This window comes from Mesorhizobium sp. P3_A8, assembly GCF_056402995.1.
The window spans coordinates 203187-219434 of the sequence record NZ_JBFUGI010000014.1; the positions used below are offsets into that span (position 1 = coordinate 203187).

The following is a 16248-nucleotide window of genomic DNA, read 5'->3' on the forward strand; positions in this document are numbered from 1 at the left end:
CCGCCAGCACGCCTGCATGATAGCTGCTTTTGTGAGGGCCGCCAGACGGCTAGGCAGTGACATCCTCTTCGGTTGCCAGAGAAGGAAAGATCGCTCTCAGCCGCCCCTCGACCTTGTCGCGCATGCGGCCCTCCAACCCCTTCACCGGCACCAGCCGTTCATGATCCCCGTCCCGCAGCCGCACAAAGGGATGCAGCCGATAAGACGCAACCACACCACGCGTCCCTGCATCCGCGCTGACATCGACACCAAAAATCCCGCCAATGCGCCCCGGCCATGGCTGTCGGGCAAGGGCAGTGCCGAGGAAATCGCCGAGCCCATAGGCGACCATCGTGCCGCCGATGCGCTCCACCGGCTGCACGACATGGGCGTGATGGCCGGCGATCAGCCCGACGCCCTGCCCGGCCAACCGCCTGGCCAATGCCCTTGTTCCGGCGCGTGGAAAATGCCGGAACTCCCAGTCCCAATGCGGCACGGCGCAGAGAAGGTCGAAATGATCGCGCTGCCAGCCTGTCGGGTTCATCGACACACGCCCGGCAAACAGGTTTTCATCCGCATTGCGCCACAGCGTGAAGGCGGCGAAGCCGACATCCAGCGGCCCGACTTTGACCGGCTGCACCGGACCGTCGGCGGCGAGGCCAATGGTGCGGATGCCAAGCCGCTTCAGCGCCGCCACCGTCTCCTCGAAACCGGCGACGCCTTGATCGAGCACATGATTGTTGGCCAGCGACAGCACCAGTTTTTCGCGCGCAAGACCGGCCGCGGCCAGCGCCTCGGCCAGGAACCGCTCGCTCATCGCATGATGCGTGCCAAGCTTCGTTCCGAGCACGGCGCTCGGTCTGTCCACGACAGGGCTTTCGCAATTGCCGATCACCAGGTCTGCAGTGCCAAGCAGTTCTTTGATCGCCGGATCGCAATCCGGCGCCCGGCTGTTGGCCACCGCCGAGATGTCGCCGATGAAGGCAAGCCGCACCGTCTTTCCCGGTGGTGGCTCCATCAACGTGCCCGCCATCGGCGCAAACCCGTTGCCGTCACCGCCAAGCGACGGCTTCAGGAAACGCGGCAGCCAGGACAGTTTGTAGGAAAGCGGATAATTCGACACGCGACGCCCAATTGTTTGCCTTGTTTAGACTGTCCAGTGGGCGGGTTGAAGCGCATAGGTCGACATTCGTGTATGGTCGCCCGCAACAATACATGGGAGGGGAAAGAATGACACGAATAGCAAATCTGCTGGCCTCCGCCTTCATTGTGCTTATGCCCTTGTCTTCCGCCAATGCCGCCATGCCCGAAGCGGCAACCGCTTTGTTCGAGGCCAAGACCGTGGCCGCGCGCGACAGCGCCCTGTCGACGCTGGAGGCCGCCGCGCCGAAAGATCCGGCATCGGCCTATGCCGCCGGCGCCGGCGAGTTCTTCACCGCACTGGAGTTGCTCGCCAGCGGCCTGCACCGCCATGGTTTCGAGAGCCCGCAATCCTTCATGCTGCCGCTGATGCAGCTGCCGGTGCCGCCCAATCCAAACCCCGAGCCGCTGACTTATGAAGAGTTTCGCGCCATACTGGTCGCCTTCCGCGACCGGCTGGCAAAATCCGCCGCGACGCTGGGTTCGGTGCCGGCCGATGCCGATATCGGCATGGTCATCGATCTCACCCATGTCGGCATCGACCTCAACGAGGACGGCACCATCGCGCCAGATGAAAGCATGGCGGCGATCATGGCCGCGCTGTCGCGCGGCAGCATCTCGCAGGGCGATGCCGCGCCCGCACTGACCTTCCGCTTCGATCGCGCCGACGGCTACTGGCTGCAGGGTTATGCCGAGTTCCTGATCGCGCAGGCCGACTTCTGGCTGGCGCATGATTTCAAAAACACGTTCGACGACTCGTTCCACATGCTGTTCCCGCGCGCAAAATTGCCGCTGCAGGACATTCTCGTGCCGCCGCCCAGCGAGATGGGCTCAAACATCTTCTCCTCGGAATGGCGCATCGCCGATTTCATCTCGATGGTGCATCTCATCAACTGGCCGGTGGTCGAGCCGGAACGCCGCAAGGCGGCGCGCCAGGAATTGCTGGAAATGATCCGGCTGTCGCGCGAGGACTGGAAGGCGATCCGCGCCGAGACCGACAATGACCGCGAATGGCTGCCCGGCCCACAGCAGAAGGGCGAGAACCCGCTCACCGGCCTCGAAGTCGGCGAAGAGCAGGTGCAGGCCTGGCTCGCCACCTTGACCATGGCCGAGGACCTGCTCGAAGGCCGCGCGCTGCTGCCGCATTTCCGCATCACCGGCAAGGGCATCAACATGAAGCGCTTCTTCGACGAGCCGAAGACCTTCGACCTGGTGCTGTCGATCACCGGCCCTGGAATCGCGCCCTACCTGGAAAGCGGCAAGATCCTGACCAGCGAGGACTTCGACCAGATCCAGCGCGAGTTCGGCGGCGGCGGGTTTTTGACGTTCGCGCTGTGGTTTAATTGACGAAAGCTTGGGTTCCTCGCCCCCACGAACGTGGGGGAGAGGTGGCTCGGCGAAGCCGAGACGGAGCGGGGGCTGGCGCGACGTTTCACGTTCAGAGAAAGCCACCAGCGCCGCAGCCCCCTCTCCGACCGCTTCGCGGCCACCTCTCCCCCGCTTTACGGGGGCGAGGAACCCAGTTCCTGCCGGCCAGCGCCAGAACCCCACCCGGACCTGTGGTTCTACCTCCCCACAAGGGGGAGGTAGAAGCCGCGTTGCAAAGCCTCAAAAAATCGCCCCCTGATACAACACCGCCCCCGCCTCCCCCGGAGCAAACCGCCTGGCCAGCGTGCGAAACGCACTGTGCACGCCGTCACGGTCGATATTGCAGCTTCTCAGATGCCGCACGGCAAGCGTCGGGTCGAAGGCGCTGCGGCCGTGCAGGACACGCTGATTGTCGAAGACCAGCACCTCCCCCGGCTGCAACTGGTGCTGGAACTGGTTCTGCGGATCGCAGATCAGCCGCGTCAGTTCGGCCAGCGCCTCGATCAGACCGTCGATCCGGTCCAGAGGCGCCCATTGCGGCGCGAGGCAGCGGTCATTGTAGCGGATGCCGGTGACGGCGCCCGCCGCATCGAGGCTGATGACATGCGCCTCGGCGCTGAAGAAGACCTCGCCAGCGTGTTCGCGGTGGAAGGTGACGCCGTGCCGCGTCAACAGGTCGAACAGGTCAGGCGTGCGCGTCCGCATCCGTTCGGCGACATGAAAGCCGTCGACAATCAGCGACGTGCCGCCGGTGCCTGCCCCCGTGCGGATGGCGTGGAAGAAGATGAAGCCCGGCGGCGCATAGCGGAACGGCTCGTCGGTGTGCGGGATCTGCGCCCGCGCCGTCTCGCCCGCCACCCGCGCATCCGGCCGCGAGATCAGGTTGAAGACCTTGCCGTAGCTGGTCTCGCGGATCGGTCCGTAACGGCCGGCGACCCGCGCCGTGGCCTCCGTCTCGGCCGGAACGCCGGTCAGCATGGCGATGCCGTGATCGCGCAACGCCCTGAGCGACTGGAACAGCGCTTCGTCATCCGCGACCACCGCATCGAAGGCGAAACGGCCGAGCCGTGCGGACAGATCGCTGTTCCACGTCTGCGGCTGGAAACGGTCCGGGCCTGAACTGCCTATATGGGCAGCAAGGAAATCCGCGCCGTAGTGCGAGACATGGCCATCCTGCCAGATGGCGATGACCTGCCCGGGCGTGGAGACGTCGAAGCTTTCGGCATGGATGGCCTTATCGACATCGGCCGGCGTCAGCCACCTCTTGCCTGAGGCGGTATCGCCACACTGCTCGCATTCGCAGGCCAGCCGCAGCCAGCGCGTCGAGAACCTTGCCGAGCGGCCGTCCGCCAACTCGACTGCGACGCGACCGCCCTCAGCGCGCATTGCGCGGATCGGCACCGCTTGTAAGGCAGCGTCGCTTGGCTGGCTTGCATGCTTTGGCGTGTCGAGCATCTGGCATCCCCTGCGGTTGAATTTATTCGACCAGCCTAGGGCACCGAATAGTCCATATTCAAACGAGTTTCTTTCCCCAAGTTTTGAGGTAAATTCAAAACATGACGACGTTGAGGGACTTGCCGCTTTCCGGTTTACGAGCGCTGGTGGCTGCCGCCAGGGCCGGCAGCCTGACGCGCGCCGCCGAGGAATTGGGCGTCACGCCCGGGGCCATCGGCCATCAGATCCGCCAGTTGGAAGAGCGGCTCGGCGTCAAGCTGGTCCGACGCGAGGGCAATGGCATTGTGCTCACCCGCGCCGCCGAGGCCGCCTTGCCCGACATCGACCGCGGCTTCGACGCACTGGCCTCCGGCATGCGCCGGCTGCGTTTCGAGCGTAGAGCCGAAACCTTCACCATTTCGGCCGATCCCTCCTTCGCCTCGCTTTGGCTCGCACCCCGGCTCAGCCGGGTGCGGACGGCGCTGGGCAAACTCGAAATCCGCATCGTCGCCTCGGTCGCACTCGACGCCATGCTGGAGGAAGGTGTCGACCTTGCCATCAGCTATCGCAGGGGTGCCGCCCCGGACCTCGCATCGCTCGACCTCTTCACCGAACGGGTTATCCCGGCCTGTGCGCCGGCCTTGGTTCGCGGCCATGCCAGGCCCGATGCGGCCGAAGTGATGGACAGCATGCCGCTGCTGCACATCGACCCGACGATGGGCGACGATGTCTATCCCGCCTGGCGCGACTGGTTCGCCGCCGCAGGCCGCCAGCCGAAAGGTATCGACCAGGGTCCACGTTTCGGCCTGACGATCGTCGCGGCACAAGCGGCGATTGCCGGCATGGGCGCCTTGCTGGCCAGCGAACTGGTGCTGCGGCGCCATCTCGAGCCCGGCCATCTCGTCGAGATCGCCCGCGACGTGCCGGCACTGACCATCAAGCGCCGTTTCGTCTGGCCTGAACATGGTCCAAAGGCGCGCCGAGCCGCCGCGGTCGCCGCAGAACTGGCTGCCATTGCCGATATCGGAGTTGATGGCGCCTTGCCTCAGTGAATCCGTGTCAGGTCAACGCCACGTCCATCAATCAGTCCGATACCGAGGCCGCACTATTTTCACTTGATTTATTCGCCCACTCGGCAGCGAACTGCTCGCTCCAACGAGAGAGAACGCTGTAGAAAACCTCGTCGTCGAGCCATTCCTCCACAACCGTGCCGCCGACATCCTCGGGAGATTCCGCATGTGCGAAAGCGATGAGGCGAACCTTGTTGCCGACGTCGAATTGGAGAATATGGCTGCCGTCATCGAATGCCTCATCACCATCCGGAGCCCATACGATCGCGTTCCCATAGAGAATTTCGGTGAAATCAGCAGCCGGCAGCCCGAAATAATCAACGCGAGCGGTTTGCCTATACCAGGCATCAAGATACGCCTCGGCAATCAGCGACGCGTCTATGGTCGATAGAAACGGAACTTGATGCGATCCGCGTCGCCGCAGACGATCATTTACCGCGTCGAAGGAGCAGCCCAACATCGAGGCATCAGGTTCCTGAACGCCATACGCCTTCCCTTGTATGTGAATGACGAAGTATCCCAACGCGCGTTGCGCAAGGTTGGGAAATGCCTGCGTGATTGCACTTTCGATCGCAAAGGACGTTCGATCTCCGACCACCGCAACCATCACTCAGCCTCGTGAGTTTTTCTCGTACGAAACAATCTAGCTTAGGACGCTGCCCATCAATCGCGCCAATGCAAACATGTTCTAACGGGGAAAGCCATGCACGCGCGCCAGCAGCCACTGCAGCGGATTGCCGACAAAAGCTCGCGTGACGAACGTATCATGGGCGGCGTCAGAGGCGAGGAAGGCGATGGTGCCAGCTTCGAGGCGGCGCGGCGGGTCGGAACTGGCGTTGATGCCCTGGCCCGCCAGCAACTGCCGGATCTCGCCATTGCCGGAGGCCGAGGATTTGCCATAGGTGCTGACAAAGAAACTCTTCCTGTGCTGCACGATCCAGGTCGCAAAAATGTCGGCTTCGTCGAAGACGGCGTCGAGCAGGATGACGCCGAGCAGGCGGCCGCCGATGTCACCATTCCTGAGAATGGAGGCGGCCGGGTTGTAGCCGCCGCTATAAGCGACCAACACCACCGGCATGGCGTCGAATTTTGCCGCCTTGGCGCCGATCAGCTTCGCCAGCCCTTGCGCCGCCTCGGCCATGAACCCGGCAAAGAAGCCCGGCGTCCAGAAATTACCGGCGCTGGAATCCTGAGCATTGCTGGCGAATTGCGGCGCCACCAGCACGGCGTTGACGCCGGAGGCCTCGACCTGCGCGACGACCCGCTGGCGGCCGACCACATCGCGCTGCAAGGTTGCGCCATTGCCGTGGAAGAACACCACGATGACCGCCGGCTTGGCCGGATCGAACCCTTTCGGCACCGCCAGCAGCGTCGAGCGGTCGGAATAGGTCTCGTCCTCCCAATAGATGCCGCCGCGCGGCGAGGTGTGGCCGTGCCTTCCATCCGCCGCAGTAACGTCGAGGAACGGCGCGGAGCCATCGGGCAGCTTGCCCCGGTAGGGAAAGGGTGACGCCTTGAACGGCACGATGGTCGATATCGCCTTGTGCAAGCGCGCCCCCTGGCTCGCCACCGGAAACGCCGCCGTGGCCAGCAATCCGGCAACGATGGCGCGACGGTCAACCATCAGGCCGGTACCAGCCGCATATCAGGTGCCCTCGACGGCAACAGCACAGCAAAAAAGGCCGGGATGGCGATGAGATAGGCGATCGCCGACCATTGCAGCACGGCGCTTAAGCCAAAGCTGGTGGCGACGATCGGCACCGCGGCCGAGCCGATCACCGAGAAACAGCCATTGATGCCCCAGGCCCAGACGAACAGATGCTCCTTGCCCAGCCGCGCCAGCCAGGTCATGGCGGTGGCCATCGGCATGCCCATCAGGAAGGCCGGCGGCGACACCAACAGGAAGCAGAGCAGCAGCCGCACCGCATAGGGATAGGCGCCAATCCAGTCGAGCACCGGCGACAGGTAGAAGCCATAGGCCAGAAGCAGCACGCAGACCGCCAGCAGCACGACCGGCAGCAGCGTCCTGGCGCGGTCGAAGATGCGTTCGGCAAACAGGCTGCCGAGGCCGGAAAACACCAGCATCGACGAAATCAGCACCGAGGCCGACACCGTCGGATTGGCCAGGGCCACGGTAAAGCGGCTGATCAGCCCGACCTCGACCATGATGTAGCCGAGGCCGAGACAAGCGAAATAGAGGATGGTGCCGAGCTTGCCACGGGAGCGCGAGAACACGATGCGCCAGCCGAAGAGGACCGGCAGCAGCACCAGCGATGCCGCCGTGATGCAGGCGATGCCGAGCGTCGCCCAGATCAGCAGATAGCCCCAATCGTCCTGGAACAAATCGAGCCGGTCGAGCGTGCGCGGCAGGTCGGCGACCTTCACATAGGCGGCGAAATAGGGCTGGTCGTTGCTGAGCGCCCGCGCGTCGAAGACGTAATCGCCGGCGAGTTTTTCCCAGCCGCCGGTCAAAAGCGCGTGCCAGCTCATGCGCTGCAGTTCCGTCGCCGGCAACACTTGTGGGCCGGCATCGCCGCCGGCACCTGCACAGGCATCGAGCGTCGGATCGGCCGGCGCCGTCGGGTCGCAATCGGGATTTCCAGGCGTGGTCGGGTCGGCAGGCGCATCGGCCGCGGGCTGCGTCAGCGTCGCATCCTGTCCGCTGCCGAAGATCGACGCGCGGTAATCATCGAGTACCTTTTGCGCGCCCGAACCGTCATAGACCATTCCTGGATAATAGACCTCTTCCCAGGACATCGACTTGGTGTAGTCGCGCAGCGTCTTGATTTCGGCCTCGCTGAAGCCGCCGCGCTTGAACAGCACGGTCGTGGTCGACAGGTAACTCGACACGGCGAAGATGTCGTTGGCAGCGCCTTGCGGGTCGAAGGTTTTCGCCGCCTCGGCGATCGTCGAATAGAGCTTCAGCACCGACTTCGGCGGCTCTTCCTTGTTCCACAAGGTCACCGACAGCACGCCGCCATCGGCCAGCGCGTGCATGTAGCTCAGCATCGCCTCATGCGTGTAGGCGTACTTTTCGGAGATGGCGAAGCCGCCCGGATTGGACAGGCCGACGCTGTCGGCAAGGCTGAGGTCGATGACGTCGTAGCGCTCCGTCGTGTTGGCAAGGAACAGGCGCCCGTCATAGTCGATCACCTTGAGCCGCGGCTCAGCCAGGATATCACCGGTGACATCTTTCAGCACCGGATCGCGGAACGCCCGCAATGTCATCGGATTGCTCTCGGCGACGGTGACCGAGGTCGAACCGGCATTGAGTGCGGCCTGCGTGGAGATGCCGCCGCCAAACTGCACGACAAACGTTTTCGGCTTGTCCTTGATGACATAGGGATAGTGCATCGGCAGATAGCGGAAATAGACCTGCTCGGCCGGCGCCAGATTGCGCATGATGCCTTCCGGCCCGTCGCCGTCACGATACATGCCGACATAGGTGTTGGCCGGCACTTCGGGCATGCCGAAGGCGGCATTGTCGCTCAGGCCCGGCGCGAAATGCATGTAGGAGCTGGCATAGACCTGCAAATCGCCGAACGGCGAAACGCTGCGGTAAATGCGCTTGCCGTCCGGAAAGTTGCGGGCGTAGGCGACGCCCTTGTACTGCGACACGGCGATGTCCGGGATGCCGAGCCAGCCTGGCAGCATGAGGTAGCCGGCGACCGATAGCGCCGCCACGGCCACGCCGGCGACAACGCTCTTCCACGCGCCGAAGGCGAAGAACCACAGCAGCGAGCCGGCGACCCAGAGCAGCAGCGGCACGACGATGATGGTTTCCGGTGCGAACAGATAGAGCGACACCAGCACGACGAGGCCGGCCAGCCCCGAGCCGGTGAGATCGGCGAAATAGACACGGCCGAAGGCGGTGCGGCTTTTCAGGAAGACAATGCCGAGAAAGAACGCGCCGGCGAGGAACGGCAGGAGATAGAGCAGGAAATTGGCCAGCAGCCGCCATTTCTGCTCTGGGTCGGAGACCAGGAAGATGGCGTTGAACGGCACCGTCTGGGCGACAAGGTTGGCGCCGACGGCGAGCGGACCGATCAGCAGCAAGGCCGCGGTGGCCGCACCTTGCCAGTGGCGGTCGAACCAGCCCTTGCCGGCGAAGATGACGACGCTGGACAGCGAGAAGCCGAGCATGGCGAGGCTGACCACCAGCGAGCCGAAATGCGACCAGCTGCCGACAGCGAACACCCGCATGACCGCGATCTGCAGCGCGATGATGGCGCCGGCGATCAGCCCGACGGCGAGATAGTGCGCGAGCCGCGGTGCCTCCAGCGAGGCGATGCTTGGTCGAGAGGTCGATACGACAGCCGTCATTCAGGCCCCTTGATGCGGCAACTCAACCGTTGTGCGTGCCGACGATCTGGTCGCCTTCGAGCTTGGTGAACGGCACGAACGGCACCACCTTGCCATTGTAGATGTCCGATCGGACGATGTTGAAGGTGCCGTCGGCGAGTTGCTGCTTGATCACCTTGAGCACATGCTGGGCGCCCGGTGGGCCGACCGGAATGACCATCACGCCATTGGGCTTGAGCTGCTGCAGCAGCGACGGCGGTATGTGGTCGATGCCGCAGGTGACGATGATCTTGTCGAATGGGCCGACGCTTTCCCAGCCATAATAGCCGTCGGCGTTGCGGCTGGTGACCGAGCCGAACACGCTGTAGCCGCGATCGATCAGCGCGTCATAGGTGCGCCGCGTGCGCTGCGCCAGCGGATTGATGATCTCGATCGTGTGCACCTTGTCGGTGAGGTTGGCGAGATAGGCCGACTGGTAGCCCGAACCGGTGCCGACCTCGAGCACGGCCTCGCCGAACTGCACGTCAATGGCCGTCGTCATGCGTCCGACCAGATGCGGGCCGGAAATGGTCACGCCATAGCCGATATCAAGGAAGGCATGGTCGTAGGCGCGCCCCAGATTCTGCGGCAGAACGAATTCTTCACGCGGCGTCGAAAGGAAGGCGCGCTTGTTGCGGTCGTCCAGCACATCCTTGTTGTAGACCATGATCTGGAAGCGATCGAATCGCTCGGCCAGCAACTTCGGATCCTCGCCGCGATTGGCCACCATCCAGTCGATGAACGACTTCTTGTCCTTGAACGGCACTTCGGCGTTGCGGTCATAGGCCACCGGCAAGGCAGCCCTGACGGTGGCCGGAAGAATGGAGAACGCCGCCGCACCCGCCGACAGCGTCAAGAAATCCCGACGCCTCATGGAAAAAGCCTCCAAAAGTGGCCTTTGCCACCCCAAAACCAAGCCCTTCAACGGGATTGCACCGCCTCCCAAAACGAGTCAATGGCCGTCGGGAGGCAGGTGTCCGGGCCGGAAAAATGTTGCAAACGGGCAACAGTTTTGCCGATGCCATCGGCTTTTTCAGCACCGTGGACTGGCGCGCCGCATTGCCGCAGGGCTCGCTGCAGCGCCTTTGCTTTAAATTAGCAAGGCCTGTTTTGCTTGACTCGGCCGTCAAAAACAGGCAGCAAAACTGCGACGGAAGGGCAACAACACCACTTTCCTGCTCGTGGACAAAGCCTCATTTGGCCCAAATCCGCATATCGTCGTTGGTTTTGAGAGGGATTGATTAACCAAATTTGTCCATATTTTGAAACAATCGGCAACCAACGACAGACGCGGCAAACGCGTCGGGGACCACCTGGGATCACTCACAGAATGGTCGTCGCGGCTGACAAGGCCACGTACGGGGAAAACCGATTGGAGCAAGATTGGTTGCATGGCGTTGTCGAGTAAACAAAAGATAATCTGGGACCAACGCGAAGGCGGCGAGTTCGTCGATGCGCAGCGTGCCCCTTCCTTCAATCCGAAACGGATCGTCCGCTGGGTAGCGGTACCCGGTGCAAGCGCCGCTGTCGGCCTGTGGCTGATCGGCACCATGGCTGGCCTCAGCTCCGTCGGCGCTTCGCTGTCGGCGACGTCGAGCGGCGGCCTGCCGCAGACGCTGGCCATGCCGGGCTCACTGGCGATGGCCGATCCGCTGAAGCAGCATTTCCTCAGATCCTCAGCGCCATTCGTGCTGGCCAATGCCCATGGCGGGGCGCAGGCGCTGCATGACCATGCCGTGCAATGCGGCGCCAGCTGCTTCAAGCTGGCCAGTGTGAGCCCGCTGGCGGAAAAATCCGCGCGCCTCGTTGCACATGCGAAGCCGGAACAGCGAATCCTAGAGTCGAAGGCGCAGGAGCGCTTCGAACGCATGGAAGCGTCGCTGTCGCCAACCAAGCTCGCCGCTGCCTTTGCCGGCGCCGGCAAGCCTGTTTCCGCCGGCAAGCCTCTTGCCGTGGCCGACGCGCGCCCCGTGATTTCCAGCATCGGCGCGCAGATCACCGAGGCGTCGCTGGTACCGTCTGTCCAGGTCATGGCCAGCCTGTCCAACGACATGCCTGCCCCTGCGGCAGAGCGTTTCGCCCGTGCCGATACCGTGGTCCAGACCGCGCCGGCGCCGCAGGGCTTTGCCCAGTCGCAGACGCCTGACAATGCGCAACTGGCGCTGGCCCTCGTCGAGTCGATGCCGGTCGAGGACGAGGCCTTCGCCTCGCCGCTGCCGATGACCGAATCCTCGGCCGATGTCGCGGTTGCACCTGTCGAGACCCAGCAGCAACAGCCCGGCGACGCAGCGTCGCTGCCGGATGCGCTCACCGACGACGTGCCGCTGCCGACCCGTCGGCCGCAATACGATGCGCCGCAACCCAAGGCCGTGGAGCAGGACAAGCCGGCGCCGCAGCCCAAGATCACCCAACCCAAGATCGCCCAGCAGAAGCCGGCGCCACAGGCAAAGCCGGTCCAGCAAGCCAGGCAGCCGACCCGGCAAGGCCGCGATGGCGGCGATGTGCTGGCCTATGCCAAGCCGGACACGCCCTCGGGCGGCCTTGGCCAGGCGTTCAGGAACCTGTTCAACGGACCGAACCCCGGAAGCGGAGCCGGCCACGGCGTCGCCGTCTATGACATTAGCGCCAAGACCGTCTACATGCCGGACGGCCAGCGGCTCGAGGCGCATTCCGGCCTCGGCGCCATGGTCGACCAGCCGCGCTATGTCCATGTGAAGGATCGTGGGCCGACGCCGCCCAACACCTACAATCTGTCGCTGCGTGAATCGCGCTTCCATGGCGTCGAGGCCCTGCGCCTGACCCCCGTCGGCGGCGGCAACAAGTACAACCGCGACGGCCTGCTTGCCCACACCTACATGCTGCGCGGCGGCCGCGCCGAATCCAATGGCTGCGTCGTCTTCCGGGACTATGCCCGCTTCCTGGCCGCCTTCAAGAAGGGCAAGGTCACCCGCCTCGTCGTCGTGCCGCGCCTGAATGGATCGCCGACCCAGGTGGCGACCGACAACGCACGCGGCGCCTGACTGCGACAGGCAGGCATCCCCTGATACCTGACTTCCTCCTGACAGCCTTCTGTCAGGAGCCGCATCCGGGCATGCGCGTCGCCTCATCCCTCTCTTTCCATTTTGGCCAAGACTCACCATATTCGGAACATGGCCAAATCCCCCGACAAGAGAACGCCGCCGACGGCGAATGACGAACGCGCCGCACCGAAGCGGCGCAGCCCGCTGACCGATTTCCTCGACGCCTCGGAGCCGCTGCACAGAGGTGGCTTCGCCGAGATGCCGCAGCCTGAACTGTCGGGCACGCCGCTGACCGGCTCGATCGCCGACTGGGCCGAGCAGATCGAGCAGGAGGCCGAGAAGGAAGGCCGCCAGACCGGCAAGGGCGACGGCGGCAAATCGCCAAAACCGTCGAAGAAGATTCCTGAGCGCTCCGCCGCTCCGGGTCGCAGTTCGCGCGGCACTTCGATGGGTGGCGCGGCAACGGCCAGGGAGCGGACAGCGGCCGGCCTCAATCCGGTCGCAGGCCTCGATATCTCGCTGGAAGACGCCGAGACAATGGCCTCGAGCAGCGTCACCGCCACGGTCGCGGCTCTCTCGGCACTGATCGAATCCGGCAATCCGCTGCACAAGGATGGCGTGCTGTGGACGCCGCACCGCCCTGCCCGGCCGGAAAAATCCGAAGGCGGCATCGCCATCAAGATGGTGTCGGACTTCGAGCCGGCCGGCGACCAGCCGACTGCCATCAAGGATCTGGTCGAAGGCGTCGATAACAACGACCGCACCCAGGTGCTGCTCGGCGTCACTGGCTCGGGCAAAACCTTCACCATGGCCAAGGTGATCGAGGAAACGCAGCGCCCTGCCTTGATCCTGGCGCCCAACAAGACGCTTGCCGCGCAGCTCTATTCCGAGTTCAAGAAATTCTTCCCCGACAACGCCGTCGAGTATTTCGTCTCCTACTACGACTATTACCAGCCGGAAGCCTACGTTCCGCGCACCGACACCTTCATCGAGAAGGAATCCTCGATCAACGAACAGATCGACCGCATGCGCCATTCGGCGACGCGCTCGCTGCTCGAGCGCGACGACGTCATCATCGTCGCCTCGGTGTCCTGCATCTACGGTATCGGCTCGGTCGAGACCTATACGGCGATGACCTTCCAGATGCAGATCGGCGACCGGCTCGACCAGCGCGCGCTGCTCGCCGACCTCGTCGCCCAGCAATACAAGCGCCAGGACATCAATTTCGTCCGCGGTTCGTTCCGCGTGCGCGGCGACACGATCGAGATATTTCCGGCCCACCTGGAAGACCGCGCCTGGCGCATCTCGATGTTCGGCGACGAGATCGAACAGATCACCGAGTTCGACCCGCTCACCGGCCAGAAGACCGGCGAACTGAAAAGCGTCAAGATCTACGCCAATTCGCACTATGTGACGCCGCGCCCGACGCTGAACCAGGCGATCAAGTCGATCAAGGAAGAGCTCAAGCACCGCTTGGTCGAACTGGAGCGCGCCGGCCGCCTGCTGGAAGCTCAGCGGCTGGAACAGCGCTGCCGCTTCGATCTGGAGATGCTGGAAGCCACCGGCTCCTGCGCCGGCATCGAGAACTATTCGCGCTATCTGACCGGGCGCCAGCCCGGCGATCCGCCGCCGACCTTGTTCGAATACATTCCCGACAATGCGCTGGTCTTCATCGACGAAAGCCACGTCACCGTGCCGCAGATCGGCGGCATGTATCGCGGCGACTTCAGGCGCAAGGCGACGCTGGCCGAGTACGGCTTCCGCCTGCCCTCCTGCATGGACAACCGGCCGCTACGCTTCGAGGAATGGGACGCCATGCGTCCGCTCTCCGTCGCCGTCTCGGCGACCCCCGGCGGCTGGGAAATGGAACAGGCCGGCGGTGTCTTCGCCGAACAGGTCATCCGCCCTACCGGCCTGATCGACCCGCCGGTCGAGGTGCGCCCGGCGAAGAGCCAGGTCGACGATGTCGTCGGCGAGATCCGCGACACCACCAAGGCCGGCTACCGCACGCTGGTCACCGTGCTGACCAAGCGCATGGCCGAGGACCTGACCGAATACCTGCACGAACAGGGCGTGCGCGTGCGCTACATGCACTCCGACATCGACACGCTGGAGCGCATCGAAATCCTGCGCGATCTGCGCCTCGGCGCTTTCGACGTGCTGGTCGGCATCAACCTGTTGCGCGAAGGGCTCGACATTCCCGAATGCGGCTTCGTCGCCATTCTCGACGCCGACAAGGAAGGCTTTTTGCGCTCGGAGACGTCGCTGATCCAGACCATTGGCCGTGCCGCCCGCAATGTCGACGGCAAGGTCATCCTCTATGCCGACCAGGTCACCGGCTCGATGGAACGGGCGATGGCCGAAACCAGCCGCCGCCGCGAAAAGCAGATGGAGTGGAACGCCGCCAACGGCATCACGCCGGAATCGGTCAAGTCGCGCATCTCCGACATTCTGGACTCGGTCTACGAGAAGGACCATGTCCGCGCCGACATCTCGCAGTTCACCGACAGCGCCGGCGCCATGATGGGCAACAACCTCAAGGCCCATCTCGACGCGATGGAGAAACAGATGCGCGACGCCGCCGCCAATCTCGATTTCGAGAAGGCAGCCCGCATCCGCGACGAGATCAAGCGCCTGCGCGAGATGGAACTGTCCATCTCCGAAGACCCGCTGGCCAAATATGCCGATATGGAAAGCCCGGTTTCGGGCCGCGAAAAGGGCAAGCACAACAAGGGCGTGGCCAAACACCGTACTTCAGAGGAACAGGAACGTTTCCGCAAGCTCGACGAAGCCCGTGCCGCCGAAGAGGCCGCCAGGGCTGCCCGGTCCAACCTCTTCCGCAAGCCGGCCCTTGACGAGATGGGCGCCGACGGCGCCGTGCCCGTGAAGAAGCCGCTGTTTTCCAAACCCTCAATCGACGACATGGGTCCCGGCACCGACATGCCGACGCCGGCCGGTGCCGAGTCGCGCTCGCTGTTCAAGAAACAGTCGGCGGAAGAAGCGCATGGCTCCGACTTTGGCATTCCAGGCGACGCCACCAAACCGCTGTTCAAGAAGAATTCGCTGGACGAGATGACGGTGCGACGCACGGAAAAGCCGGTCGAGGGAAAAGTACCGGCCAAGCCCCAGCCAATCTCCCCCCTCGTGGGGGAGATGTCCGGCAGGACAGAGGGGGGCGCGCAAGAACGCGACGGCAAACCAATCGTCCGCCAGCGCGCCGGCATCGGCTCTTACGAGGATCCAGGCGACGCCCGTCGCGAAAAGCGCCGGCCAGGCAAGACAGGGCGGCCGGGGAAGTAGCGCCTTTTTTCCTTCTCCCCCTGTGGGAGAAGGTGGATCGGCGCGCAGCGCCGAGACGGTTGAGGGGTGCTCCAGCGGAGTGAGACGGTGGCGTTCCCTGGAGCACCCCTCATCCGACCGAGCTTCGCTCGGCCACCTTCTCCCACAAGGGGCCTGTTGTGTAATTGCAGCAGAGCGCGGATGAGAGCGGGATTGCGGGAATATCGCCCGTATTCGTGAGTTCTTGTGTCTGGTTTGGAATTTCGGGCGGCGGTTCGGCCTCGTGGRGCCGGACTGCGGGCGCACCTATSCTGTGATGGCGGCCCATCGGCGCATGTTGAAGGCAATCGCCGCTAACGTCACCTGSGCAGTGGCTTTGGCCAGSCCGACATAGCGGATCGTGGTCAGCTTCATGCGGTTCTTGAGCGTGGCGAAGGTGGTCTCGACTGCGGCACGCCGTCTGGCGATCAGACGGTTGTAATGTTTGAGCCGCGGCGGCAGTGCATGGTGCTTGTTGGGGCGGCGCGCGATGCGAGGCTTCTTGCCTGCGGCCTTGAGCCGGGCACGGCGGGCATGGGTGTCGTAGGCGGCGTCCGCCCATACCGTCTTCTCGTCGC

Annotated in this window: 12 protein-coding genes; 5 read left to right on the plus strand and 7 right to left on the minus strand. The window is 64.0% G+C overall.

The window, feature by feature from the left end; all coding sequences use genetic code 11:
• Nucleotides 1–49: 49 nt before the first annotated feature.
• Nucleotides 50–1102, minus strand: coding sequence for a CapA family protein (locus AC1DX4_RS29015; RefSeq protein ID WP_477223564.1), 1053 nt, complete (start codon nucleotides 1100–1102; stop codon nucleotides 50–52).
• 107 nt (nucleotides 1103–1209) lie between these two features.
• Here AC1DX4_RS29015 and AC1DX4_RS29020 point away from each other — a divergent pair, with 107 nt between their 5' ends.
• Nucleotides 1210–2466: a hypothetical protein gene (locus AC1DX4_RS29020; protein WP_477223565.1), complete on the plus strand. Its 1257-nt coding sequence runs from the start codon at nucleotides 1210–1212 to the stop codon at nucleotides 2464–2466.
• A 261-nt stretch (nucleotides 2467–2727) separates the two neighbouring features.
• Here AC1DX4_RS29020 and AC1DX4_RS29025 read toward each other — a convergent pair whose 3' ends face one another.
• Nucleotides 2728–3942: a clavaminate synthase family protein gene (locus tag AC1DX4_RS29025; protein WP_477223566.1), complete on the minus strand. Its 1215-nt coding sequence runs from the start codon at nucleotides 3940–3942 to the stop codon at nucleotides 2728–2730.
• Nucleotides 3943–4043: 101 nt separating this feature from the next.
• On the opposite strand from AC1DX4_RS29025, the gene AC1DX4_RS29030 reads away from it, so the two are divergent.
• Nucleotides 4044–4973 carry a LysR substrate-binding domain-containing protein gene (locus AC1DX4_RS29030; RefSeq protein ID WP_477223567.1) on the plus strand — a complete coding sequence of 310 codons (930 nt, stop codon included), beginning with the start codon at nucleotides 4044–4046 and terminating at the stop codon, nucleotides 4971–4973.
• A gap of 31 nt (nucleotides 4974–5004) precedes the next feature.
• On the opposite strand, the gene AC1DX4_RS29035 is transcribed toward AC1DX4_RS29030, so the two are convergent.
• The 4 genes from AC1DX4_RS29035 to AC1DX4_RS29050 all read right to left on the minus strand — a co-directional run bounded on the left by AC1DX4_RS29035 (nucleotide 5005) and on the right by AC1DX4_RS29050 (nucleotide 10206).
• On the minus strand, nucleotides 5005–5598 hold the full coding sequence (locus AC1DX4_RS29035) for an Imm42 family immunity protein (protein ID WP_477223568.1): 594 nt from the start codon (nucleotides 5596–5598) through the stop codon (nucleotides 5005–5007).
• 81 nt (nucleotides 5599–5679) lie between these two features.
• The gene (locus tag AC1DX4_RS29040) at nucleotides 5680–6615 is read right to left on the minus strand and encodes a hypothetical protein (protein ID WP_477223569.1); all 936 of its coding nucleotides are present in this window, start codon (nucleotides 6613–6615) and stop codon (nucleotides 5680–5682) included.
• On the minus strand, nucleotides 6615–9314 hold the full coding sequence (locus AC1DX4_RS29045) for a spermidine synthase family protein (protein ID WP_477223570.1): 2700 nt from the start codon (nucleotides 9312–9314) through the stop codon (nucleotides 6615–6617). The genes AC1DX4_RS29040 and AC1DX4_RS29045 overlap by 1 nt, the downstream gene beginning before the upstream one ends.
• 22 nt (nucleotides 9315–9336) lie before the next feature.
• Nucleotides 9337–10206: a protein-L-isoaspartate O-methyltransferase family protein gene (locus tag AC1DX4_RS29050; RefSeq protein ID WP_477223571.1), complete on the minus strand. Its 870-nt coding sequence runs from the start codon at nucleotides 10204–10206 to the stop codon at nucleotides 9337–9339.
• Between the two features lie 17 nt (nucleotides 10207–10223).
• Between AC1DX4_RS29050 and AC1DX4_RS29055 the strand changes: the two genes are divergently transcribed.
• The 3 genes from AC1DX4_RS29055 to uvrB all read left to right on the plus strand — a co-directional run bounded on the left by AC1DX4_RS29055 (nucleotide 10224) and on the right by uvrB (nucleotide 15652).
• Complete coding sequence (locus AC1DX4_RS29055; RefSeq protein ID WP_477223572.1) at nucleotides 10224–10577, plus strand: hypothetical protein; 354 nt, start codon at nucleotides 10224–10226, stop codon at nucleotides 10575–10577.
• Between the two features lie 146 nt (nucleotides 10578–10723).
• The gene (locus tag AC1DX4_RS29060; protein ID WP_477223573.1) at nucleotides 10724–12352 is read left to right on the plus strand and encodes a tlde1 domain-containing protein; all 1629 of its coding nucleotides are present in this window, start codon (nucleotides 10724–10726) and stop codon (nucleotides 12350–12352) included.
• A 129-nt stretch (nucleotides 12353–12481) separates the two neighbouring features.
• Nucleotides 12482–15652: an excinuclease ABC subunit UvrB gene (gene uvrB, locus AC1DX4_RS29065; protein WP_477223574.1), complete on the plus strand. Its 3171-nt coding sequence runs from the start codon at nucleotides 12482–12484 to the stop codon at nucleotides 15650–15652.
• Between the two features lie 285 nt (nucleotides 15653–15937).
• Here uvrB and AC1DX4_RS29070 read toward each other — a convergent pair.
• Nucleotides 15938–16248: transposase (locus tag AC1DX4_RS29070; RefSeq protein WP_477223575.1), on the minus strand; the 311-nt coding region annotated here is incomplete at its 5' end.